Origin of the sequence: Pseudomonas sp. TH41 (assembly GCF_016650695.1) — a bacterium.
Classification (GTDB): domain Bacteria; phylum Pseudomonadota; class Gammaproteobacteria; order Pseudomonadales; family Pseudomonadaceae; genus Aquipseudomonas.
Genome location: NZ_JAEKFH010000005.1, coordinates 282,333 through 303,221, shown reverse-complemented (window position 1 = coordinate 303,221; position 20,889 = coordinate 282,333). Strand labels below are relative to the sequence as shown.

At 60.0% G+C, this 20,889-nt stretch carries 21 protein-coding genes; 7 read left to right on the top strand and 14 right to left on the bottom strand.

All coding sequences use genetic code 11. The features are described 5' to 3' along the window. Positions 1 to 37 precede the first annotated feature (37 nt). Together JFU37_RS19875 and JFU37_RS19870 are read right to left on the bottom strand one after the other, a co-directional pair. On the bottom strand, positions 38 to 979 hold the full coding sequence (locus JFU37_RS19875) for an alpha/beta fold hydrolase (RefSeq protein ID WP_201117737.1): 942 nt from the start codon (positions 977 to 979) through the stop codon (positions 38 to 40). 22 nt (positions 980 to 1,001) lie between these two features. Continuing rightward, positions 1,002 to 2,456, bottom strand: a complete 1,455-nt coding sequence (locus JFU37_RS19870) for a flavin-containing monooxygenase (RefSeq protein WP_201117735.1) — start codon at positions 2,454 to 2,456, stop codon at positions 1,002 to 1,004. A gap of 403 nt (positions 2,457 to 2,859) precedes the next feature. Here JFU37_RS19870 and JFU37_RS19865 point away from each other — a divergent pair, with 403 nt between their 5' ends. After that, positions 2,860 to 3,924, top strand: coding sequence for a diguanylate cyclase (locus tag JFU37_RS19865; RefSeq protein ID WP_201117733.1), 1,065 nt, complete (start codon positions 2,860 to 2,862; stop codon positions 3,922 to 3,924). A gap of 148 nt (positions 3,925 to 4,072) precedes the next feature. Here the strand turns inward: JFU37_RS19865 and JFU37_RS19860 are convergent, their stop codons facing one another. The 3 genes from JFU37_RS19860 to JFU37_RS19850 all read right to left on the bottom strand — a co-directional run bounded on the left by JFU37_RS19860 (position 4,073) and on the right by JFU37_RS19850 (position 7,185). Next, a complete protein-coding gene (locus JFU37_RS19860; protein WP_201117729.1) occupies positions 4,073 to 4,942 on the bottom strand; it encodes an isocitrate lyase/PEP mutase family protein in 870 nt (289 codons plus the stop codon). 130 nt (positions 4,943 to 5,072) lie between these two features. Further along, the gene (gene astA, locus JFU37_RS19855) at positions 5,073 to 6,107 is read right to left on the bottom strand and encodes an arginine N-succinyltransferase (RefSeq protein ID WP_201117726.1); all 1,035 of its coding nucleotides are present in this window, start codon (positions 6,105 to 6,107) and stop codon (positions 5,073 to 5,075) included. Positions 6,108 to 6,168: 61 nt separating this feature from the next. After that, entirely contained in the window at positions 6,169 to 7,185 is a 1,017-nt protein-coding gene (locus tag JFU37_RS19850; protein ID WP_201117725.1) for an arginine N-succinyltransferase, read from the bottom strand. Between the two features lie 568 nt (positions 7,186 to 7,753). On the opposite strand from JFU37_RS19850, the gene JFU37_RS19845 reads away from it, so the two are divergent. Together JFU37_RS19845 and cobF are read left to right on the top strand one after the other, a co-directional pair. Then, positions 7,754 to 8,326 (top strand): histidine phosphatase family protein, encoded by a 573-nt coding sequence (locus JFU37_RS19845; RefSeq protein ID WP_201117723.1) that lies wholly within the window; start codon positions 7,754 to 7,756, stop codon positions 8,324 to 8,326. Further along, a complete protein-coding gene (gene cobF / locus JFU37_RS19840) occupies positions 8,326 to 9,081 on the top strand; it encodes a precorrin-6A synthase (deacetylating) (protein WP_201117721.1) in 756 nt (251 codons plus the stop codon). Before JFU37_RS19845 ends, cobF begins: the two co-directional genes overlap by 1 nt. Positions 9,082 to 9,199: 118 nt before the next feature. Here cobF and ftrA read toward each other — a convergent pair whose 3' ends face one another. Continuing rightward, complete coding sequence (gene ftrA, locus JFU37_RS19835) at positions 9,200 to 10,174, bottom strand: transcriptional regulator FtrA (RefSeq protein WP_201117720.1); 975 nt, start codon at positions 10,172 to 10,174, stop codon at positions 9,200 to 9,202. 101 nt (positions 10,175 to 10,275) lie between these two features. On the opposite strand from ftrA, the gene JFU37_RS19830 reads away from it, so the two are divergent. Beyond that, entirely contained in the window at positions 10,276 to 10,707 is a 432-nt protein-coding gene (locus JFU37_RS19830; RefSeq protein WP_201117719.1) for a rhodanese-like domain-containing protein, read from the top strand. Positions 10,708 to 10,823: 116 nt separating this feature from the next. Here JFU37_RS19830 and JFU37_RS19825 read toward each other — a convergent pair whose 3' ends face one another. Continuing rightward, positions 10,824 to 11,456 carry a type 1 glutamine amidotransferase gene (locus tag JFU37_RS19825; RefSeq protein WP_201119483.1) on the bottom strand — a complete coding sequence of 211 codons (633 nt, stop codon included), beginning with the start codon at positions 11,454 to 11,456 and terminating at the stop codon, positions 10,824 to 10,826. A 145-nt stretch (positions 11,457 to 11,601) separates the two neighbouring features. Here JFU37_RS19825 and JFU37_RS19820 point away from each other — a divergent pair, with 145 nt between their 5' ends. From JFU37_RS19820 to JFU37_RS19810, 3 genes are all read left to right on the top strand, one after another. Continuing rightward, on the top strand, positions 11,602 to 12,381 hold the full coding sequence (locus JFU37_RS19820; RefSeq protein WP_201117718.1) for an ABC transporter substrate-binding protein: 780 nt from the start codon (positions 11,602 to 11,604) through the stop codon (positions 12,379 to 12,381). A 125-nt stretch (positions 12,382 to 12,506) separates the two neighbouring features. Beyond that, positions 12,507 to 13,619, top strand: coding sequence for a succinylglutamate desuccinylase/aspartoacylase family protein (locus JFU37_RS19815; protein ID WP_201117717.1), 1,113 nt, complete (start codon positions 12,507 to 12,509; stop codon positions 13,617 to 13,619). A gap of 192 nt (positions 13,620 to 13,811) precedes the next feature. Beyond that, on the top strand, positions 13,812 to 14,528 hold the full coding sequence (locus JFU37_RS19810) for an alpha/beta hydrolase (protein ID WP_201117716.1): 717 nt from the start codon (positions 13,812 to 13,814) through the stop codon (positions 14,526 to 14,528). 3 nt (positions 14,529 to 14,531) lie between these two features. On the opposite strand, the gene JFU37_RS19805 is transcribed toward JFU37_RS19810, so the two are convergent. From JFU37_RS19805 to JFU37_RS19775, 7 genes are all read right to left on the bottom strand, one after another. Continuing rightward, entirely contained in the window at positions 14,532 to 15,098 is a 567-nt protein-coding gene (locus tag JFU37_RS19805; protein WP_201117715.1) for a hypothetical protein, read from the bottom strand. 238 nt (positions 15,099 to 15,336) lie between these two features. Next, positions 15,337 to 16,008, bottom strand: a complete 672-nt coding sequence (locus JFU37_RS19800) for a glutathione S-transferase family protein (RefSeq protein ID WP_201117714.1) — start codon at positions 16,006 to 16,008, stop codon at positions 15,337 to 15,339. An 80-nt stretch (positions 16,009 to 16,088) separates the two neighbouring features. Then, on the bottom strand, positions 16,089 to 17,000 hold the full coding sequence (gene yddG, locus JFU37_RS19795) for an aromatic amino acid exporter YddG (RefSeq protein ID WP_201117713.1): 912 nt from the start codon (positions 16,998 to 17,000) through the stop codon (positions 16,089 to 16,091). A 58-nt stretch (positions 17,001 to 17,058) separates the two neighbouring features. Continuing rightward, entirely contained in the window at positions 17,059 to 17,868 is an 810-nt protein-coding gene (locus tag JFU37_RS19790; RefSeq protein ID WP_201117712.1) for a hypothetical protein, read from the bottom strand. Between the two features lie 276 nt (positions 17,869 to 18,144). Next, a complete protein-coding gene (locus tag JFU37_RS19785) occupies positions 18,145 to 19,326 on the bottom strand; it encodes an acetyl-CoA C-acetyltransferase (protein WP_201117711.1) in 1,182 nt (393 codons plus the stop codon). An 11-nt stretch (positions 19,327 to 19,337) separates the two neighbouring features. Next, positions 19,338 to 20,003 carry a CoA transferase subunit B gene (locus JFU37_RS19780; RefSeq protein WP_007975748.1) on the bottom strand — a complete coding sequence of 222 codons (666 nt, stop codon included), beginning with the start codon at positions 20,001 to 20,003 and terminating at the stop codon, positions 19,338 to 19,340. A 36-nt stretch (positions 20,004 to 20,039) separates the two neighbouring features. Continuing rightward, positions 20,040 to 20,738 carry a CoA transferase subunit A gene (locus JFU37_RS19775; protein WP_201117710.1) on the bottom strand — a complete coding sequence of 233 codons (699 nt, stop codon included), beginning with the start codon at positions 20,736 to 20,738 and terminating at the stop codon, positions 20,040 to 20,042. Positions 20,739 to 20,889 lie beyond the last annotated feature (151 nt).

The following is a 20,889-nucleotide window of genomic DNA, read 5'->3' as shown; positions in this document are numbered from 1 at the left end:
GCGAGCAAGCTCGCTCCTACAGCAGGCTTGGCAGCTGTTACACGGGGAGTTGGGAACGTTGCGACGCCAAAAATTCCCGATACAAGCGCGCCGTACTGGTCGGCAGTTCCACCATCGGCATGTGGCCGATGTGGTCCCAGACTTCCACACGAAGATCGGCGATGCCCTTGCTCCAGATGGCCACGCTGCTGACATCGATCAAGCGATCCTTGCGACCCCACAGCAACAGTGCCGGGGCCCTGATATCGGGAAGTTTCGGCTCCATCGGCGGACTGGCGCGAAGATCCTTGAAAATTTCTTCCAGCTCTTCGCGCTGCTGTTGATAGCGCAGGGCGATGGCGTCCAGCACCACCCCCGGCACCCACGGCGGCTCGGCCATGGTCATGGCGTAGAAACGCCGGAATTCCTCCCTTGAGTGGATCAGGAACGGGTTATGGCCGTTGGCCAAATGCCGTTCCATGTCGCTGATCTCGGGGGCGGTGACGCCGGCCGGGTCGAACAGTGCTACGGAAGCAATCCGGTCCGGGTAAGTCGCGGCCAGCCACGCCGCGATGTAGCCGCCCATGGAGTTGCCGATGACATGGACTTTCTCGACGCCGCAGACGTCGAGCAACTGGATCATTCGCTTGGCCTGTAAGGGAATGTCATAGCCACCGCCCGCCTTGAAGCCGGTTTCGCCATGGCCGGCAATGTCAGGAATGATCACTCGATATTGGCCGACAAAGTGCCGGGCAAAGCGCAGCCAGATGTTCTTGTCGGCGCTGTACCCATGGAGCATCAGCACGCTGCTGGACGCTTCGTACGGGCCGCCTTGCCAGGTCGAGACGGTCATTTCGGTGATCGGCACGACGATTTTGTGCAGCCCAAACAACTTGGCTTCCACGGCCATACTCACGTCATAGAGCCAGTACCCGATCGCCGGGTAACTCAACCAGCTCCAGGCCACGAAAACCGCGATTACGACAACCAACACAAGCATCAGGCGTCTTCCTTTTACGAGATCAGGACAGAATGTGGTCGCCGGGCTTCAGTGTCCGGGTCAACCGGTGATAACTGAAACTGAACCCCGGAAACATGGCGATCACATGACCGCTCTTGCTTTGATACCAACTGTGGCAGCCCCCGGACTTCCACACCGTGCGTTCCATTTCTCGGTGAATCATTTCAGTGTAGGTACGTTCTGCCTCGGGGCGCACTTCGATACTGCGCAAGCCGTGTTCTTTCAACGTGCGAATGCAGTCGAGGATGTAATTCATCTGGGACTCGATGATAAACAGCGCCGACGTGTGGCCGATGCCGGTGTTTGGACCGGTGACGATGAACAGGTTGGGAAAATCCGGCAGGCTTGTACCGAGATAGGCACGTGGGTACTGGGCCCAGAAGTCTCTGAGTTGTATGCCGTTTTTTCCGCTGACCGGGTAGGAAATCACCCCGTCGGTGGCGTCGTAACCGGTAGACCAGACAATCAGATCGACGTCGATGTGCTGGCCGTCCAGGGTGACAATTCCGCTTTCGTCGATGGCCGCGATCCCTTGTTCGCGGCTGTGCAGGGTGACATTGGAACGTCCCAGCGCCGGGTACAAGGTGCTCGAAATAATCACCCGTTTGCAGCCAATGGTGAAATCCGGTGTCAATTTTCGGCGCAGTTCAGGGTCGGGCACTTGCCGCTTGAGGAAGCGCAGGGCGTGTTGCTGGACCATGTGTATCGCCGGTTTCGAGTACTTGAAGGCAATGACCCGGGTTTCGAATTGCCAATAGATCATCCAGCGCAGCAGCTTGTAGGCCGGTTTGAGTCCCAACAACCAGCGCTGGAACCGACCGAATGTCCGGTCGGCCCGGGGCAACACCCAGTGGGCCGTGCGCTGGAACACATGCAGATGCTCGACGTCCGGGGCAATCGCCGGAATGACCTGGGCCGCGCTGGCACCGCTGCCGACAATCGCGACACGTTTGTGCCGATAGTCGTAGGCATGATCCCAACTATTGGTGTGAAAAGTCGTGCCCTGAAACCGTTCCTGGCCCTCGAAGCATGGGATCACGGGTTGGCTCAGCGGCCCAGTGGCGTTGATCAGAAACTGCGCGTAAAACGTGCCTTTGCCAGCGGTGTGCACGGCCCAGCATTGGCCTTTATCGTCCCATTCGATGCGCTCGACATTCGCCTCCAGTTCCACTTTGTCGCGCAAGCCAAAGTGCTCTACAACGTGCTGGGTGTAGCGGTGCAGTTCGGCCTGTTCGGCGAACATCTGCGTCCAGCGGTAGGGCGCGAAGGACAGCGAATAGAGCGGCGAGGGCACATCGACGGCCGCGCCGGGGTAGGTGTTCTGGCACCAGGTGCCACCGAAAAAGTCCCGCCGCTCAAGCAGGCGAAAATCGTCGATGCCCGCCTTGAGCAAATTGATTGCCGCGCACTGGCCGCCAAAACCGCTGCCAATAATCAACACTTCAAAGGTCTGCATGGGCCTAATGCCTGTCAGTTAAAAAATCTCAGGCGAAACGCTTCCTGTAGCAGCTGGCGAAGCCTGCGTTCGGCGGCGAAGCCGTCGTGAAACCTGTGTACGAGATGTTTCTGATGCACCGCGTCGGCTGATTTCACGACGGCTTCGCCGCCGAACGCAGGCTTCGCCAGCTGCTACAGATCGCATTACGGCTTCTGATCGGCATTATGCATGGGCCTCCTTTCTTTCGTTATTGTTCGACCCCTTCCTTCATGTATAGCCAATCATTGCGTTCGCGCCTCATGGCTATGCCACGGTATTCAGACTGCCAACCGGTGATGGCTATTTAATCTTGCCCTGATAGACTTCGAGCACACAGGCAACCCGGTTTTATCAGGTTCCGTTCAGTGGCGCAGAGGCCTCTATGGGAAAAGCGGGAGTAAAAGGATTTTCATTGGCCAGGAGACTCTACACGTCGCGAACCCTCGGTTTGTCGCTGGGGTTGTTGTGTGTGAGCGTGGCGATGTACCCGCTGAACCCGGCGCCGTGGGTCTGGGGACTAATGCTGTTCAACGGGCTGCTTTGGCCGCATCTGGCTTATCAATGGGCACGTCGTTCCAAGGCTCCCTATCACGCTGAGCACCGCAATCTGCTGGTGGACGCCTTTTTGGGTGGCTTCTGGGTCGCCGCCATGCAATTCAATCCGCTGCCCAGCGCTACCACTATTTCGATGATGGCGATGAACAACGTGGCCATTGGTGGCTTGCGTTTTCTGCTGGTGGGCAGCGTCGCGCAGATGATGGGCGTCGGCGTCGGGTTTCTGATGTTCAGGCTGGCCTTCATCCCTGAAACCAGTCAGTTGCAGTTGTACGCCTGTTTACCCTTGATGTGTCTGTATCCGCTGGCGCTGGGCTGGATCTGTTTCCGTCAGGCCCACGCCCTCGGTCGACAAAAACGTGAATTACTGGCCCTGAGTCGTACCGACAGCCTCACCAGCCTGCTTAATCATGGCGCCTGGAAGGATCAGCTGGAAGTCGAGTTCCAGCGTTGCCAGCGCCAGCAGCGGGGCGGGGCGATTGCGCTGATCGACATTGACCATTTCAAAGCCATCAACGACACCTATGGCCATGTCGCCGGTGACACCGTGTTGCGTCAGCTGAGCAAAATGCTCAAACAAAACCTGCGAGCGACCGATGTCGCCGGGCGTTACGGCGGCGATGAATTTTGCGTGATTCTCCCGAACCTGCCGCTGGCGAGCGCTGCCGCCGCCATGGATGCCCTGCGCGATCGCTTCGCCACCCTGGGCTACGAGCAGAGCCCGGCGCTGAACGTCAGCCTGAGCATCGGCCTGGCCGCCTTCAGCCCGGCCCACACCGACGCGACCCTGTGGCTCAACGACGCCGACCAGGCGCTGTATGAAGCCAAGACCACTGGCCGTAACCGCGTCATCTGCTGCTGTTCTCAGCATGAGGTGCTTGATTCGGTGTGAACACAGATCGTTCCGTCGCTTTGGGTGGGGACGCAGGGCGGTTTAGGGGAATCACAATCAAAAGATCGCAGCCTGCGGCAGCTCCTACAGGGTGTATCCCATTCCAATGTAGGAGCTGCCGCAGGCTGCGATCTTTTGATTTTTGCGGTTACTCCTTGACGCTCATAAACTCTTCCGCCCAGCGGATGTATTCCTCCGGCTGCGTATAGGTATGAGTCAATTCAGTTGCGCTTAAATCCGATGCCTGGGTAAAGAACTGCCGTTGCTCGCGCAGGCTGTCGTACGTCGCTTTGATCGCGGCGAAGTACGCGCCATGGCCGTCGATGGTGACGCGTACACCCAGTTCGGCCAGGCGTTTGTCGTCGCGTAGCGCCGGATTGCCGTAGGTGACCAGCATCAGTGGCACGCTCAGGTGCTCGGCGATTTTTTCCAGTTGGTCGAAATCCTGAATACCGACCATGCAAATCCCGTCCGCTCCAGCGTTTTGATAGTGCTGGGTGCGGCTGATGATTTCCTGAATCGGCAGGATGCCGGCGTTGGTGCGGGCAATGATCGCCATTTCCGAGTCGCACCGGGCTTCCAGTGCCGCACGAATTTTGCCAACCCCTTCCGCCACCCCGATAAGGTCGGTGGATTTGCGGCCGAATTGTGCCGGCAGCAAGGTGTCTTCGATGGTCAGGGCGGCGACGCCGGCGCGTTCGAGTTCGACGATGGTGCGCATGACGTTGAGTGCGTTGCCATAGCCGTGGTCAGCGTCGGCGATGACCGGCAGTTGGGCGACACGACCGATGCGGGTGGCCTGCTCGGCGAATTCGCTGAGGGTGATCAAGGCGAAGTCAGGGGCGCCCAATACTTGCAGCGACGCGACCGAACCGCCCAGGATGCCGACTTCAAACCCCAGGTCGGCGGCAATGCGGGCCGACATTGGGTCGAAGACCGATGCGGTGTGATAGCAGGTGTTGGAAGCGAACAGTTCGCGAAAATTACGGCGTAAATCTTGATGGGAAAGCCTGGACATACAAGTTCCACCACTGCAATTGGAATGGAAAGGCTTGAGCAAAAGTGTCAACGCCGAAGGAATAAAAGGCTATCACGCGGACGGGGGGAAGATGATGACGAATTTGCAGCGGCGGATGGCCCCCTGTCGATCACGCCGCCACGGCCTGCCACAGTTGACTGAACAGTGGCACGGCGCGTACCGAGTTGCCGGGTTGCAATTGCAGGCGCTTGGCGGTGAGGCGGTCGACGATCAGGCTGTTGCCCGCCAGTCGCGCCGGGGCAGCGGTGATGCGGCTGTTTTCCAGACGACGATTGTGGATCAGCCAAACCGGGGCCTGGTCGTCCGGTGTGCCGATGGCCAGCACCAGCGTTTGGCTGTCGCGCACGGTGCGTACGTTCGACACCGGGGCTTCGATGACCGGGCCGGCGTCGAAGATGTCGATGTAACCCTGGTGGGCAAAACCTTCGGCGGTGAGGATTTTCAGGGCCGGCTCGGTGTTCGGATGTGGCTTGCCGATAACGGCCTGGGCCTGCTCGGTGAGCAGACAGGTGTAGAGTGGTTGGCGCGGCATCAGTTCGGCGATGAACGTTTTGCTGCCCAAGCCGGACAAGTGATCGGCATGACTGAAATCCATCTTGAAGAAGTGCCGACCCAGGCTGTCCCAGAACGGCGAACAACCTTGTTCGTCGGCACTGCCGCGTAACTCGGCAATCAGTTTGTCGCCAAACAGGTGCGGGAACTCGGCCACAAACAACAAGCGCGCCAACGATAACAATCGACCGCTAGTGCCCTGGCGTTGATCGGGGCGCAGGAACAGCGAACAGAGTTCCGATTGCCCGGTCATTTCATTGTTCAGGAACAATGTCGGGATCTGGCGCTGGATGCCCAGGTCCGGTGAAGAATTGACCGTGAGACCGACCCGGTAGTTGTACCAGGGCTCGCGCAGGCCCACGGCCCCCGCCATGGCACTGACGCCCACGACTTGCTGATCGTCGTCTTCGAGCACGAACAGGTAATCGGCATCGGCACGCTCAACCTGTTCGGCAAAGGTCCGTTGCGCCCAGCGCACTCGATGAGCCAGACGGTCTTCGTTAGCTGGCAAGGTGGTGAGCCCGGGGCCGGCCTGTCGCACCAGCGCGAGCAAGGCGGGCAAGTCGGTGACGTGAACCGGACGGACAATCATGATGCAGCTCCTTCTTTGCGCGGGCTCGGTCGCTGTCGTTGGAGATGGGGCCAGGCGAAGATCACAGGGCGATCAACCGGACCGGGCTGCCGGCGGCGACCCTCAGCGCTGCGCACATCTCTCTATTCAAGGCCACAGGTTGCCCGGTGTTGTAGTCCAGTTCAGCGACGATCGCACGATAGTCCTGTAGCGAATCGTTGCTCACCAGGTACCTGCCTCGGGCATCGATGGACGAAACCGGCTTCGCCGTGCCGGTCTGACTTTGGGCGATGGAGCGAATGCCGGAGAGACGCGCATAGAGCGTCGGCCCCCCGTCGAACAAGTCGATGTAGCTGTTGGTTTCGAACCCTTCGCGTTCGAGGATATCGAAGGCATCCTGGCCATCGGGATGAATCCGGCCGATACAGTCCTGTGCGGCCTGGGGCAACATCGGCACATAGATCGGGTATTGCGGCATCAGTTCGGCGAGGAACATGCGGCTTTCCAGGCCGCAGAGCCGCTCGGCCTCGGCATAGGGCAAATCAAAGAAATGCTTGCCCACGGCATCCCAGAACGGCGACCGATCGTCATCGCTGCTGAAGCCCACGATCTCGGTGATCACCGCTTCGGCAAAGCGTTGCGAGTGAGCGGCAATGAACATCAGTCGCGCCCGTGACAGCAGCTCGGAATATGGTGTCCGCGCCAGTGCCGCATCGATGTGAAAACCCCGCAGCAACGTGTGGCCGCTGAGGTCATGACACAACGACAGTGCCGGCACGCCATGTTCGATGTGCAGTTCCCGCGAGGCGCTGGTGAAAGGCCGGTTGCGCAAACTGTAGAACGGCTCGCTGAATCCGGCGGTGGCGAGAATTTCCGAGCAGCCAACCAAGCGTTCGGTCGACAGATCTTCAAGCACGAAGAAATAATTCTCCGGGCCGTGACCCTGGACGTTTTGTTCGAAAGAGTCGCAGGAGTCGAGAATCCTCTCACGCAAGCGATCGCTGTCGTCCGGCAAGGACGTGACCCCCACCAGGCTTTCCCGGGCAAGTCGCTGCAACTGAGGCAGGTCGGTAATCTCGACTGGACGTAAGACCAGCATGGACGCACTCCTGTATCAAAGGGTTCGGCGGTTAACACCGAACCTGACTATCACTGTCGGTTTCCATGCGGTAAATCGGCGGATGCCTGAAATTTTGTCAGACGCCGCTCTTTTTCTTGTCAGCCATCGGACGGGGCGGGCAGTGCCGTTCTGGAGCCCGGTCTGTCGGGGTACTGAACGCCGGGCGAAACTGAGTAACGGGAGGAGGAGGGACGGTGATGCATATCGCTGAGAGTGGGCATCCGGGCTCCTGCTGGATGGAATCGTTTGGTTGGGTAGTCCGTGAAAGCAGTATTTATTTAACGCCGGCTCGCTGTCTAGTTTAATTTTCTGGGTTTTTTCAGAGCCCAAAAGTAGGGCGGAAAGCCTGTGTGACCGGGGTTACAGGGATGTCGATTGCTCTTGTAGGTCATCACCTAAAGGCGTGTCGGAAAAAGACGAAAAAACACCTTGGACCCACTGCCGCTGACTGAAACGAAACGCCCCCATTAGCGTTTCTTACGGCACAATTGCACGAGCATTGGCGGCGCGACGCCGTTTTCCATTCCCATTGACAGAGTGAAAGTTCGTGCAGGCGACCCGTTTGACCCTGCTGTGCCACGCCCGAACCGTCGCACAGAAATTGGCGTGTTTTCCTACGGATGAGCCCGTGGAGATGGATTGGCAATCAGCGCGGGGCGCGCGTGCCGCTCAGTTCAAGAAGCCCCCGCGCCTACTCAGCGGCCCTGAACTGCGCACGCGGCAAACGGCCGAGTTGTTTGGCAGCGATGTGGAGCTTGTCACGGCGTTGCGGGATTGCGATTTCGGACGCTGGAAAGGCGCACGAATCGACGACCTGCAAAAGTCCGAACCCGAATCGTTGCAGGCGTGGCTCGACGATCCGCATTCGGCGCCCCATGGGGGTGAGTCGGTGACGCAACTCGGGCAGCGAGTGGCCGCGTGGCTGACGACCCTGGAGGCCACTCCGGGACACATCGTTGCCATCACCCATCCGTTTGTCATTCGCGCAGCCCTGACACAGGTGCTGCAAAGCGTTGCGTTTAACCTGATTGACGTTGAGCCGCTGTCGGCCATTGAATTGCGGTTCAACGGCTGCTGGCGGTTGCGCCTGCCGGGCACGAGCCTCGAGGGACAGCACTGATGAAAAAACTTCTGGTCATCGGCATCGGTGCCGGCAACCCCGACTACATCACGATGCAGGCCGTGAAGGCGCTGAACCGCGTCGACGTGTTTTTTCTCATGGACAAGGGCCAGAGCAAAGACACGCTTATCGACCTGCGCCGCGAGATCTGTGAGCGCTACATCACCGGGAGCGATTACCGCTTTGTGCAAGCCCACAGCCCGGAGCGCGAGCGCGGCGATGTGGACTACAAGAGCAGTGTCGAGGATCTCAACCTTGCCAAGCAGCGGACCTTCGAACGGCTGATTAATGAAGAAATGACCGACGATCAGTGCGGCGGTTTTCTGGTGTGGGGTGATCCGGCGTTGTACGACAGTACCGTGCGGATCTTGCAGACGATTTTGGCGTCAGGTCGCTGTGATTTCGAATTCGAGGTGATACCCGGCATCACCAGTGTTCAGGCATTGGCGGCGCAGCATAAGGTGCCGTTGAATCGTATCGGCAAGTCGATTGAGATCACCACCGGCCGCCGGTTGGCGGCGGGGCAGGTGAGCGATGCTGACAGCCTGGTGGTGATGCTCGATGCGCAAGATTCCTATCATCAGGTGGTGGATCAGGAAACAGAGATTTACTGGGGCGCCTACTTGGGGACGCCGGATGAAATCCTGATCAGCGGCAAACTCAAGGACGTGGCGGATGAGATCGAACGGGTGCGCAAGGCGGCCCGGTTGGCCAATGGCTGGATCATGGATACCTATCTGTTGCGCAAGCCTTGAGGGATTGTGTGTCTGAGCTACCGCCATCGCGAGCAAGCTCGCTCCCACATTTGATCTGCGGTGTACACAAATCAAATGTGGGAGCGAGCCTGCTCGCGAAGGGGCCCGAAAGAGCACCTCAAGAAATCGCCTTGACCACCCGCCCAAACCGTTCCCGATACACCGACGGTGGTACGCCGACCACGCTGCGAAACGCCACCCGAAAACTGTCGACCGAGCGATACCCGCAGTGCTGGGCAATCTGGTCGGTATTCTGGTTTGTGCTTTCCAGCAACTCGCGAGCCCGGCCCAGGCGCTCATGTTGCAACCACGTCTTGGGGGACTGGCCGCTGGCCTCAGTGAAACGACGCAGGAATGTCCGCTCACTCATGGCGGCTTCGCTGGCGAGGTCGCGAACCTCCAGCGGTTCATGCAAGCACTCGCGTGCCCACTGCATCACGCGGGAAAGATCGCTGCGCGGCGTAGGACTGACCGGTGTCGGAATGAACTGTGCCTGGCCGCCCGTGCGTTGCGGCGACATCACCAGACGCCGCGCCACCGAATTGGCCACCTGGGTTCCGAAGTCTCGCGCCACCAGGTGCAAGCAGGCGTCGATGCCGGCCGCGCTGCCGGCCGAAGTGATCAGCTGACCTGAGTCGACGTAAAGCACATCGGGGTCCACCCGAATGTTCGGGAAACGCGCGGCCAGTTCAGTGGTATAGCGCCAGTGCGTGGTGGCGCTGTGACCGTCGAGTAAACCGGTGGCCGCCAGCACGAACACCCCGGAGCAGATCGACAGCAAGCGCGCACCCCGGGCGTGGGCCTGGCGCAGGGCCACGAGCAACGCTTCAGGCACTGGCGCGCTGCGGTCGCGCCAGCCGGGAATGATGATGGTCCGGGCGTCTTCGAGCAGTTCCATGCCGCCATCGGCCAACACTTGAATGCCGCCCATGGCACGCATCGGGCCTGGGTCCACCGCGACGATTCGATGCGCGTACCACGGGAAGTCGAACTCCGGCCGGGTCAGCCCGAAGATCTCCACGGCGATGCCGAATTCGAAGGTACAGAGGCCGTCGTAGGCCAGAATCGCGACCAATCCAGGGCTGGGCTGCATTTGGCGGAAAGTTCCCGGTGAGTGTCTTGTGCGCCACTGTAGCGTCAAGCGCTGGGCGGTTAAAGTCTTCCCCCACCCCCCGAGACTTTGGAGTACAGCCCATGACCAGCCTGGTCCGCGCCATTCCCGCCGCCCCATCGGCCATCGCCCTCATGCATTTCAGCAACCGTCTGACTTTCGAAACCGACTGTTCCGACGTTTATGGCAGCCAACAGTCCGGCGATGTGGATTTTGTCCTCGTCGACGTGCGCGGTCCGCTGGCGTTCGAGCGTGGCCATGTGCCGGGCGCGATCAACCTTCCAGGCCGACTGCTGACGGCTGAAGGTTTGGCGGCTTATTCGACCTCCACCTTGTTTGTGGTCTATTGCGCCGGGCCTCACTGCAACGGCGCGAACAAGGCTGCCGTGAAACTGGCGGCGCTGGGGTATCCGGTCAAAGAGATGATTGGCGGGGTGACCGGGTGGCTGGATGAAGGGTTTGAGTTGAGTGCTGAGGCCAGAGCGGTGAACGCCGTGATTGGTTGTGAATGTTGAGGTAGCAGGAAAGATCGCAGCCTCGTTTCACTCGACAGCTCCTACAGTGACCCTATGCAAACTCAATCCTGTAGGAGCTGCCGAGTGAAACGAGGCTGCGATCTTTTGACCTCTGTTCAGACCGCCGCCCACCACCCATCCAGCGTCGCCTGCAACCAGTCAAAAACGGCGGCATAGTCGGCGCTGTCCTGCGGCTCCCGTGGCAACGGCGACTCCTCTCCAAAATGCGCATTGAGCGTCGCCACCGATTCAGCATTCCACTCCGGATGGAACTGCAATCCCACCCGCGTCGGCCCGACGCAATACATCTGCTGCTCACATCGATCACTGCTGGCCAGCAGTTGGGCGTCCGGCGGGAGATCGATGGCGTCTTCGTGCCATTCCAGCACCTTCAACGTCTGGCCATCGGCGAACGTAATCGAGGTCCAGCCGGTTTCGGTGAGTGCCATCCGTCGCACACTCCCGCCCAGACTCAGCGCCAGTAACTGCGCGCCCAGGCAAATGGCAAAGACTGCCGCACCTTCCTCCAGACTGTTCGCCAGCCACTGGCGTTCGGTTTCCAGCCACGCCGGCCCGGCGTTGGACTCGTAAGGTCCGCCCAGCAGAATCACTGGCGCGGCACTCACGGGCGGCAACTGGCCGAGGTCGGCGCGAAACACGTCCAGGGTCAATCCTCGCAACGCGGCCCATTCGGCAATGGCGCCGGGGCCCTCGGCGGGGTGGTGCTGGATCAGGTTCAACGTTCGCATCGCGCCCTTCATCTCGGCCACCTTTTTATAAATATTTGTCGCTTAAACACAATTCACCCTCCTGAAGCCACTCTAGACTGCCGGCCACTTCGGTCTAGAGCAACCGAAAGCTGCCAATAAAAGTCTCCGCACACGGGAGTTATAAATGAAAAAGCTAGTGATGTTCGGTGCCCTGGCACTGTCGATGTTGTCCCTGACCTCCGTGGCCGAAGACGCCAAGCCGATCCGCATCGGTATTGAAGCCGGTTACCCGCCATTCTCGATGAAAACCCCTGACGGCAAACTCACCGGTTTCGACGTGGACATCGGTGATGCGCTGTGTGAACAGATGAAAGTGAAGTGCACCTGGGTCGAACAAGAGTTCGACGGCCTGATCCCGGCCCTGAAGGTCAAGAAAATCGACGCCATTCTGTCGTCCATGACCATCACCGACGACCGTAAAAAGAACGTCGACTTCACCATCAAGTACTACCACACCCCGGCACGCTTCGTGATGAAGGAAGGGACCGACGTCAAAGACCCGCTGACCGAACTCAAGGGCAAGAAAGTCGCTGTGCTGCGCGCCAGTACCCACGACCGCTTCGCCACCGAAGTGCTGCAACCGGCCGGCATTATCCTGGTGCGTTACGGTTCCCAGCAGGAAGCGAACCTGGACATGGTGTCCGGCCGCGTTGACGCATTGCTGGCCGACTCGGTCAACCTGGACGACGGTTTCCTGAAAACCGACGCCGGTAAAGGTTTCGCGTTCGTAGGGCCCGAGTATAACGATCCGAAATACTTCGGTGGCGGCGCCGGTATCGCCGTGCGCAAGGGTGATACCGCCCTGGCTGAGCAATTCAATACCGCTATCAATGAAATCCGCGCCAACGGTAAGTACAAACAAGTGCAGGACAAGTACTTCAAGTTTGACGTTTACGGCGAGTAATCAAGCCGTTCTGTAGGAGCGAGCTCGCGAAGGACTTGAGGGCAACGCGTTTATTCTAGAAGAACGCGTTATCGTTAACGTCCTTCGCGAGCAAGCTCGCTCCTACAGATTTCACAGGAGTTCCCATGCAACGCATCGACCATCCACTGCCCTGGAGCCACCTGGGGACCGAACGTACACTCAGTGTTTTTCGGTATGGCGCTGGCACTCGCAAGGTCTACATCCAGGCCAGTCTGCACGCCGACGAATTGCCGGGCATGCGCACGGCCTGGGAATTGAAGAAGCGTCTGACTGAACTCGAAAGCCAGGGCCAGCTGCAAGGCGTGATCGAGCTGGTGCCGGTGGCCAACCCCATCGGCCTCGATCAGCACCTGCAAGGCAGCCACATGGGCCGCTTCGAACTGGGCAGCGGCAAGAACTTCAACCGCTCGTTCGTCGAGCTCAGCGCACCGGTGGCCGAGTTGATCGGTGATCGCTTGGGCGCCGACGCCGACGCCAACATTGCGCTGATTCGCCAGACCATGGGCCAGGTCCTCGATGGCTTGCCCGCGCCGGCTTCGCAGCTGGAAGCCATGCACCGGTTGCTGCTGCGCCACGCTTGCGACGCCGACATCACTTTGGATCTGCATTGCGATTTCGACGCGGCGATTCATATTTACGCGTTGCCGCAACACTGGCCGCAATGGCAATCCCTGGCGGCGCGCTTGAAGGCCGGGGTGGCGTTGCTGTGTGAAGATTCTGGCGGCAGTTCGTTCGACGAGTCTTGTTCTTCGCCATGGTTGCGTCTGGCAAGGGCGTTCCCCGAAGCCGCGATTCCGCCGGCCAACCTGGCGACGACGCTGGAGCTGGGCAGCATGGGCGACACTCGGGTCGAGCAGGCCCAGGCCAACTGCGAGGCGATTCTTGGATTCCTCGCCGAGCAAGGCTTCATCAAAGGCACCTGGCCGGCGGCACCGAGCGAGTGCTGCGAAGGCATGCCGTTCGAGGGCACCCAATACCTGTTTGCGCCGCATCATGGGGTGGTCAGTTTCTTGCGCGACTCCGGTGAGTGGGTGGAGAAGGGGGATCCTCTGTTTGAAGTGGTCGACCCGTTGAACGACCGGGTTACGACCGTGTGCGCCGGGACCAGTGGGGTGTTGTTCGCGATTGATCGCGGGCGGTATACCCAGCCGGGTACGTGGCAGGCGAAGGTCGCGGGGCGCGAGCCGATTCGGGTGGGGAAATTGATTAACGATTGAAGATTTTCGTTGTTTTCAAGGGCCTCATCGCGAGCAAGCCCGCTCCCACATTTGAAATGCATTCCCCTGTGGGAGCGGGCTTGCTCGCGAAGGCGGCCTCAAAAACGGCGACGATACCCAGGCCGTTTTCGACATCCGCCTTCACAGTGTTAGGCTCTGCGCCGAATCCTGCGCACTGTGAAGGAAAGGTTTATGTTGAAGTTTTTCGCTCTGCTGACGCTGTTGGCGTCCGCCACTGTCCACGCTCAAACCCCGCTGCAAACCGATCTGCCGCTCAACTACCTGGAACAGGCCAACCCTGAGTCGCACAATCAGCCCCTGGTGATTTTCCTTCACGGTTACGGCAGTAACGAGCAGGACTTGTTCGGCATCAAGGATGAATTACCCGCGCAATACACCTTCCTGTCGGTGCGCGCACCGATGGAGATGGAGGAGGGCAGTTACCAATGGTTTCGCAAGAAGGGCGAAGGCGCCTACAACGGTGAGACCGACGATCTGAAGAGCAGCGGCCAGTTGCTGCTGGATTTTGTCGCACAGGCGGCGAAGAAATATCACACCGAGGCGAACAAGGTTTTCCTGGTGGGCTTCAGTCAGGGCGCGATCATGTCCTACGAGGTTGGCTTGCGTCACCCCCAGGCGGTAGGTGGGATTGCCGCGTTGAGCGGACGGATCCTGCCGGTGCTCAAGTCGGGGCTCAAACCGGATGAAAAACGCCAGGCGCTGGCGATTTTCATCGGTCATGGCACCGCCGACAAACGCCTTCCTTACACCGACGGCACTGACGCCGACCGCGTGCTGCAAAGCCTGTCACTCAAGCCTGAGTTTCATGCCTACCCGGGGCTGGGCCATAACATCAGTGACGCCGAGATGCAGGATTTGAACGCCTGGCTGCAGCGCCTCAATCCCTGAGCCTTATTGGCCGCTGACGATCTGTTTGATCAATGTTTCGTGGGCGGCCATATCGCCGGGACGGGAGATAACCTGAACCACGGCCATGCGAGTGCCGGATGCCGCGATCAGCGTCGAGTTGAGGGTCATGCCCCCGCCTTGCTTGGCCGTGCCGTCGACCTGTCGGATGCCCAGCCCGGTGCCTTTTTGAGTCAGGCTTTTTTCGCTCAACTTGTTGTAATCCGGCAGGGCTCTACGTTGTGAGGTGTCGAATTCGGCCACGGTGTCGTCGAGAAACGCACCGTCGTTGTCCTTGACCTTGACGCCCTTGGGGAGGTTGTTCTCAGCGGCGATCACCACGGTCTTGGTGGTCTCGTTGCTGTACATGGTGCCGCTCGCGCCGGTGGGGCTGGATTTCAGCGGGCTGGCGATGAAACCCTTGGGCAGGGTGAAGGTGAACTTGCCGCCAAGCATCGAGACTTTCTGTGCCGAATCGCCGGAGGTGGCCTTTGCAGCCTGTGCATTCAACGTTGCCAGACTGGCCGCGGCCATAAGCAACAGAACTACGGCTTTCTTACTGAACACTGACATTCGAATTCTCCAGGGATGGTCGCGCTGTGGGGGCGATCATCCCATGGAATGCGATTTGTAGCAGCCGCCGAACACTTCGTTTGGTGTAGCAGCTGCCGAGCCTGCGAGGCTGCGTTCGGCTGCGAAGCAGTCGTAAATTCATGCTTCGCGCAGTTTCAGGAAAATCTTGCATGTAAGGTTTACGACGGCTGCGCCGCCGAACGCAGCCTCGCAGGCTCGGCAGCTGCTACAACGAACGCTACGCCTGGTTCTGCGGGAACAGATTGCGCCGGGTTTCTTCGTCGAATTCAGCCTTGAGCACCAGTTTCTCTTTCAGGCCGTGGGCACGCCGGGCCGCCGGGCGGGCGCTGATTTCATCGAACAGGCGCTTGACGTTCGGGTACGCCGCCAGGCCGTTCTCACCGAAGATGTACGGCGCGTAATTGGCCCAGCCCCACAATGCCATGTCGGCGATGCTGTAGGTGTTGCCAGCCAGGTACTGATGGTCGGCCAGGCGCTGGTCGAGCACGCGATAGTGGCGTTCGACTTCCTTGAGGTAGCGGTTTTTCGCATACGGCAGGTCTTCCGGTGCGTGATGCAGGAAGTGCACGGCTTGCCCTGAGAACGGCGACAGGCCCGTGGCGATGAACATCAGCCATGACAGCAGCTCGGCTTGCCCCGCCGTGGAGGTCGGCAGGAAACGCTGATGTTTTTGCGCCAGGTGCAGCAGGATCGCCTGGGAGTCGAAAACAGTCGCGTCGCCATCGACCAGGGCCGGAACCTTGGCGTTCGGGTTGATTGCCAAAAAGTCCGGCAGGTGTTGCTCGCCCTTGAAGGTATCGACACCGATCAGTTCGTAGGGCGTTTGCAGTTCTTCGAGCAACAAGGCGACTTTCATCGGGTTTGGCGAAGGATGGAAAAAGAATTTCATGGGTCAGGCCTCAATCAATGGTGGGGAACTGAGGCTGATGGTGGGCGAAATCCGTTCGATTGACGCACGAGCTTTTCGGCCTACTCGTTCGAAATGATCGAAGGTGTTGTGACGGGTTTGGCAGTGGGTTGCGAGGTGGCAATGACTGCGCCGGCGATAATCAGCAGCGCGGGAACGATCAACATCGGACTGGCATGGCTGCGCCCTACCGTGATCAGCAGCAATGTCGACATCAGCGGGGCCAGGTAGGAAAGCGCCCCCAGTGTCGCCAGACTTCCGCGCTTGGTGGCGTGGTCCCAGGCGAAAAACGCCAGCCCGACCGGTCCCAGGCCGAGGACGATAATCGCGGCCCATTGACTGGCATCGGGTTGTATTGTGGTTTCGAATGCCAGGTGACACACCAGTCCCGCCAGGGCAACCAAGCCGCAAATGCCGCCGATGATGCTGCTGGGCACTTCACTGAACCGGCGATTGAACACCGAGTAAACCGCCCAGATAAGCGCACAACCGAACGCGGCGAGATAACCGGCGATGGGCATCACGGTGCCGGCATCGGGCACTCGCTGGAGCATGATGAACGCCGTTCCCGCCAGGCCCAGCAGCGCGCCGAGCATTTGCCGCTTGTGCAGGCTTTCCCCGGCCGATAACGCCGAGAGCAGCACCAGCAATAGCGGCCACAGGTAGTTGATCAGGCTGGCTTCTGCCGCCGGGGCGGCTTTGAGCGCGAAGAAGTACAACGCGTGATAAACGAAAATTCCGACGAAGCCGGTCGCCCAAACGGCCCAGGGTTGTCGCCAGCTACTGAAGCCGGCGATCCCGCGTCGACCCAGTATCAACAGGCTTGCGACGAACGCCACGCCGAATCCAAATGTCAGCAGTTCAAAGGGCGGAATGCCTTCGGTGAGAGTGGTCAGCAAGGCCAGGGAGGACCAGAGCACTATCGCAATCACGCCGACGGCCGTGGCGGCAGTGGCGTTTGGGAGCTGAGTCATGTCTGTTCCTTCAGCGCGATGAGCGGGCGACGATCCTGGCCCGATGACTTCAAGCAGCTTAGCGCTTGATCGCCGTACGTCCAGCGTCCGCCTCGCTGGCGGTCGGAATGGCGTTCACGGGTTTTGCCAGCAAACGCTTAGTCACCCCAAGCATCGCCACCGACACGGCAACGCCGAGGACGAACGCGGGCAATCCCATGCCGGGCAGGGCCAGCGCCAGCACCAGGCAAAACGCCGCAAACGAGTACATGCCGGTGGCGGTGGCGCGTAGCAATGCTGCAGTAAAGGCCGGGCCGCGGGTTTGTTGGGAAAACACCGCCATCACGCTGCCCAGCACCGGGAATACCGCGAGCAGACCACTCCAGCGGTCGCCGACGGTGCTGGCCAACACCGTCACGGCGAGGGTGAGCAGGGCGCCGGCCATCATACGCAGCAGCAGTTTGTCGGATTTCAGCGCCGGGCCTGAAACGAGCGGCTTGACCTGCGGAAACAGATATGGCGCAGCCAACAGTGCGCTGGCGGCAGCGATCACTGAAAAAGTCAGGGACGGCGGGATCATCGACAGCACCACGGCCACCGAGGCCCAAACCAGCAAGGAAAAGGTCAGCGCCGACGGCCACGCAGCGCGTTGTGCGACCTGGGCGTAGGTCACGCAGAAGGCAATCATCGCGAACATGGCCGATAACGCCGCCGTCGCCGATTGAGCGGCGAACGCCTGGCCTTGTTCGATGGCGAGAAAAAACAGAATCGGCCCGACCACCACCGGCAATCCCGATAACCAACCAGCCACACTGGGCCCCCAGCGTTTACCGGCCAGGGAAATCAGGAGCAGAAATCCTGGAATTACCAGCAGTTTGAGCATCAGCACGCACGCACCTCCGACCTGTGTGAGGTGGCAACGTTAGCATTGCGGGCAATGAATTGCGCTATGGATGGTTTGATTTTGTATACAAAAACAAATCGTAAACTGTAGGAGCGAGCTTGCTCCGGGCGGCGTTCCGACGATGGTCGTTAACGATAACGGTGAAAACCTGATACCCCGCGGTGCTCTCAGGTGCATCGCGAGCGAGCTCGCTCCTACAGGGGGCCGCTCGGCGCAGATCCAATGTGGTGAGGGGGCAAGCCCCCCTCACCACAAAAGCATTTACGCCCGTTCGATCGCCAGAGCCACGCCCTGACCACCACCAATACACAAGGTGGCGAGGCCTTTCTTGGCGTCGCGCTTGATCATTTCATGCAGCAAGGTCACTAGCACCCGGCAACCCGAGGCACCGATCGGGTGGCCGAGGGCAATCGCGCCGCCGTTGACGTTGACCTTGTTCAAGTCCCATTCCAGGTCCTTGGCCACCGCCAGGGATTGCGCGGCGAAGGCTTCGTTGGCTTCGATCAGGTCCAGTTGATCGATGGACCAGCCGGCCTTGTCCAGGCAACGGCGAGTGGCCGACACCGGACCGATGCCCATGATCGCCGGGTCGACGCCGGCGTTGGCGTAAGCGGCAATTGTCGCGAGTACCGGCAGGCCCAGGGCCTTGGCTTTGTCGGCGCTCATCAGGATCACGGCAGCGGCACCGTCATTCAGGGACGAAGCGTTACCGGCGGTCACCGATCCGTCCTTTTTGAAGGCCGGTTTCAGTTTGCCCAGCGCTTCGGCCGTGGTGCCTGCGCGGGGCTGTTCATCCGTGGCGAAGGACAGCGGATCGCCCTTGCGCTGAGGAATCAGGATCGGCGTGATCTCATCGGCAAAACGCCCGGCTTCGATGGCGGCCGTGGCTTTCTGCTGCGAGGCCGCGGCGAAGGCGTCCTGTTGTTCGCGGGTCAGGTGGTACTTGTCCGCCAGGTTCTCGGCAGTGATGCCCATGTGGTAATCGTTGAACGCATCCCACAGACCGTCGCTGATCATGGTGTCGACGATTGGCGCGTTGCCCATGCGCAGACCGGTGCGAGCGCCGGGCATGACGTAGTTGGACAGGCTCATGTTTTCCTGGCCGCCGGCAATGATCACCTCGGCATCGCCACAGCGAATGGCCTGGGTCGCCAAATGCAGGGCTTTGAGACCCGAACCACAGACCTTGTTCAGGGTCATGGCGGGCACGGTGAAGGGCAGGCCGGCCTTGATCGCGGACTGGCGGGCAGGGTTCTGTCCGGCGCCAGCGGTCAACACCTGGCCCATGATCACTTCATCGACTTCGGCCGGGTTCAGGCCGGTTTGTGTCAGCAACTGACGAATCACCGCAGCACCGAGGTCAACGGCAGAAACGCTGGCCAGGGAACCCTGGAAACTGCCGATGGCGGTGCGGGTAGCGGCGACAATGACGACTTCTTGCATGGAATGATTCCTCACTGAGCAGCGAACTGCATTTCCGGGACGTGATCCGGGACGATCAGTTTACCAGCGGTTTTGGCGACGATTTCCTCAACGCTGACGCCAGGTGCGCGTTCCTTGAGGACAAATGCGCCATTTTCGATTTCCAGGTAAGCCAGGTCGGTCAGTACGCGTTTGATGCACCCGGCGCCGGTCAGCGGCAGGCTGCACTGGGACAGGAGCTTGGACTCACCGTCCTTGGAGGCGTGGGTCATGATGACGATGATGTTGTCTGCGCCGGCCACCAGGTCCATCGCGCCGCCCATACCCTTGACCAGCTTGCCGGGGATCATCCACGAGGCGATGTTGCCTTGTACGTCGACTTCAAAGGCACCGAGCACGGTCAGGTCGACATGACCACCGCGAATCATCGCGAAGGACTCGGCCGAGGAAAAGATCGACGCGCCGATACGCGCGGTCACCGTTTGCTTGCCGGCGTTGATCATGTCGGCATCGATGGTTTCTTCCGTCGGAAAGGGGCCCATGCCGAGCAGGCCGTTTTCCGATTGCAGCATGACTTCCATGCCTTCGGGAATGTAGTTGGCGACCAGGGTCGGGATGCCGATGCCCAGGTTCACGTAAAAGCCGTCCTGCATTTCGCGGGCAACGCGTTGAGCCATTTGTTCGCGGGAAAGTGCCATTGATATTATTCCTTCATTCGGTCCGGGGGCAGGGGATCACTTACGCACGGTGCGCTGTTCGATGCGCTTTTCGAACGTGCCGCAAATGACCCGGTCGACGTAGATGCCAGGGGTGTGGATCTGCGCCGGGTCCAGCTCGCCGGGTTCGACGATTTCTTCGACTTCGACCACAGTGATCTTGCCGGCCGTGGCGGCCAGCGGGTTGAAGTTCTGCGCGGTGTGGCGGTAGATGACGTTGCCGAAATGGTCGGCTTTCCAGCCTTTGACGATGGCGAAGTCGCCGGTGATGGATTCTTCCATCAGGTACTGGCGGCCATGGAATTCGCGGACTTCCTTGCCATCGGCCACCGGGGTACCGACGCCGGTGGCGGTGAAGAACGCCGGGATGCCCGCGCCGCCAGCGCGCATTTTCTCGGCCAGGGTGCCTTGGGGGGTCAGGACCACTTCGATTGCACCGCTCAGCAGTTGCTCTTCGAACATCTTGTTCTCGCCGACGTAGGAGGCCACCACTTTGCTGATCTGCCGGTCTTCCAGCAGGACGCCAAGACCGAAGCCGTCGACACCGCAGTTGTTGGAGACCACGGTGAGGTCGCGAGTGCCTTTGCGCTTGATCTCGGCGATCAGGTTTTCCGGAATCCCGCACAGGCCGAAGCCGCCAGCGATCACGGTCATGCCGTCTTCGAGACCGGCCAGGGCTTCTTCGTAAGAACTCACGCGCTTGTCGAAACCTGCCATATGCACCTCTTTAATTGTTTGTGGGCGGCTGGCTAGCCGTATGGAATGAAGTGTCTCGCCGGCGTATTGATCTGTTAAGTTGATTTTTAAGGTGTATTGATAGATATAACTCATCAATCAATGACCTGTATTAAGGTGGAGTCACCGTCCA

Excerpts from the sequence above, each read along its gene's own strand:
- JFU37_RS19780 (WP_007975748.1), bottom strand. The coding sequence starts at position 20,003 with ATGGCACTTTCCCGCGAACAAATGGCTCAACGCGTTGCCCGCGAAATG.
- JFU37_RS19815 (WP_201117717.1), top strand. The coding sequence starts at position 12,507 with ATGCAACGCATCGACCATCCACTGCCCTGGAGCCACCTGGGGACCGAA.
- astA (WP_201117726.1), bottom strand. The coding sequence starts at position 6,107 with ATGATTGTCCGTCCGGTTCACGTCACCGACTTGCCCGCCTTGCTCGCG.
- JFU37_RS19850 (WP_201117725.1), bottom strand. The coding sequence starts at position 7,185 with ATGCTGGTCTTACGTCCAGTCGAGATTACCGACCTGCCTCAGTTGCAG.
- cobF (WP_201117721.1), top strand. The coding sequence starts at position 8,326 with ATGAAAAAACTTCTGGTCATCGGCATCGGTGCCGGCAACCCCGACTAC.
- JFU37_RS19805 (WP_201117715.1), bottom strand. The coding sequence starts at position 15,098 with ATGTCAGTGTTCAGTAAGAAAGCCGTAGTTCTGTTGCTTATGGCCGCG.
- JFU37_RS19785 (WP_201117711.1), bottom strand. The coding sequence starts at position 19,326 with ATGCAAGAAGTCGTCATTGTCGCCGCTACCCGCACCGCCATCGGCAGT.
- JFU37_RS19810 (WP_201117716.1), top strand. The coding sequence starts at position 13,812 with ATGTTGAAGTTTTTCGCTCTGCTGACGCTGTTGGCGTCCGCCACTGTC.
- JFU37_RS19800 (WP_201117714.1), bottom strand. The coding sequence starts at position 16,008 with ATGAAATTCTTTTTCCATCCTTCGCCAAACCCGATGAAAGTCGCCTTG.
- JFU37_RS19870 (WP_201117735.1), bottom strand. The coding sequence starts at position 2,456 with ATGCAGACCTTTGAAGTGTTGATTATTGGCAGCGGTTTTGGCGGCCAG.
- JFU37_RS19820 (WP_201117718.1), top strand. The coding sequence starts at position 11,602 with ATGAAAAAGCTAGTGATGTTCGGTGCCCTGGCACTGTCGATGTTGTCC.
- JFU37_RS19830 (WP_201117719.1), top strand. The coding sequence starts at position 10,276 with ATGACCAGCCTGGTCCGCGCCATTCCCGCCGCCCCATCGGCCATCGCC.
- JFU37_RS19875 (WP_201117737.1), bottom strand. The coding sequence starts at position 979 with ATGCTTGTGTTGGTTGTCGTAATCGCGGTTTTCGTGGCCTGGAGCTGG.
- ftrA (WP_201117720.1), bottom strand. The coding sequence starts at position 10,174 with ATGCAGCCCAGCCCTGGATTGGTCGCGATTCTGGCCTACGACGGCCTC.
- yddG (WP_201117713.1), bottom strand. The coding sequence starts at position 17,000 with ATGACTCAGCTCCCAAACGCCACTGCCGCCACGGCCGTCGGCGTGATT.
- JFU37_RS19860 (WP_201117729.1), bottom strand. The coding sequence starts at position 4,942 with ATGTCCAGGCTTTCCCATCAAGATTTACGCCGTAATTTTCGCGAACTG.
- JFU37_RS19825 (WP_201119483.1), bottom strand. The coding sequence starts at position 11,456 with ATGCGAACGTTGAACCTGATCCAGCACCACCCCGCCGAGGGCCCCGGC.
- JFU37_RS19775 (WP_201117710.1), bottom strand. The coding sequence starts at position 20,738 with ATGGCAGGTTTCGACAAGCGCGTGAGTTCTTACGAAGAAGCCCTGGCC.
- JFU37_RS19865 (WP_201117733.1), top strand. The coding sequence starts at position 2,860 with ATGGGAAAAGCGGGAGTAAAAGGATTTTCATTGGCCAGGAGACTCTAC.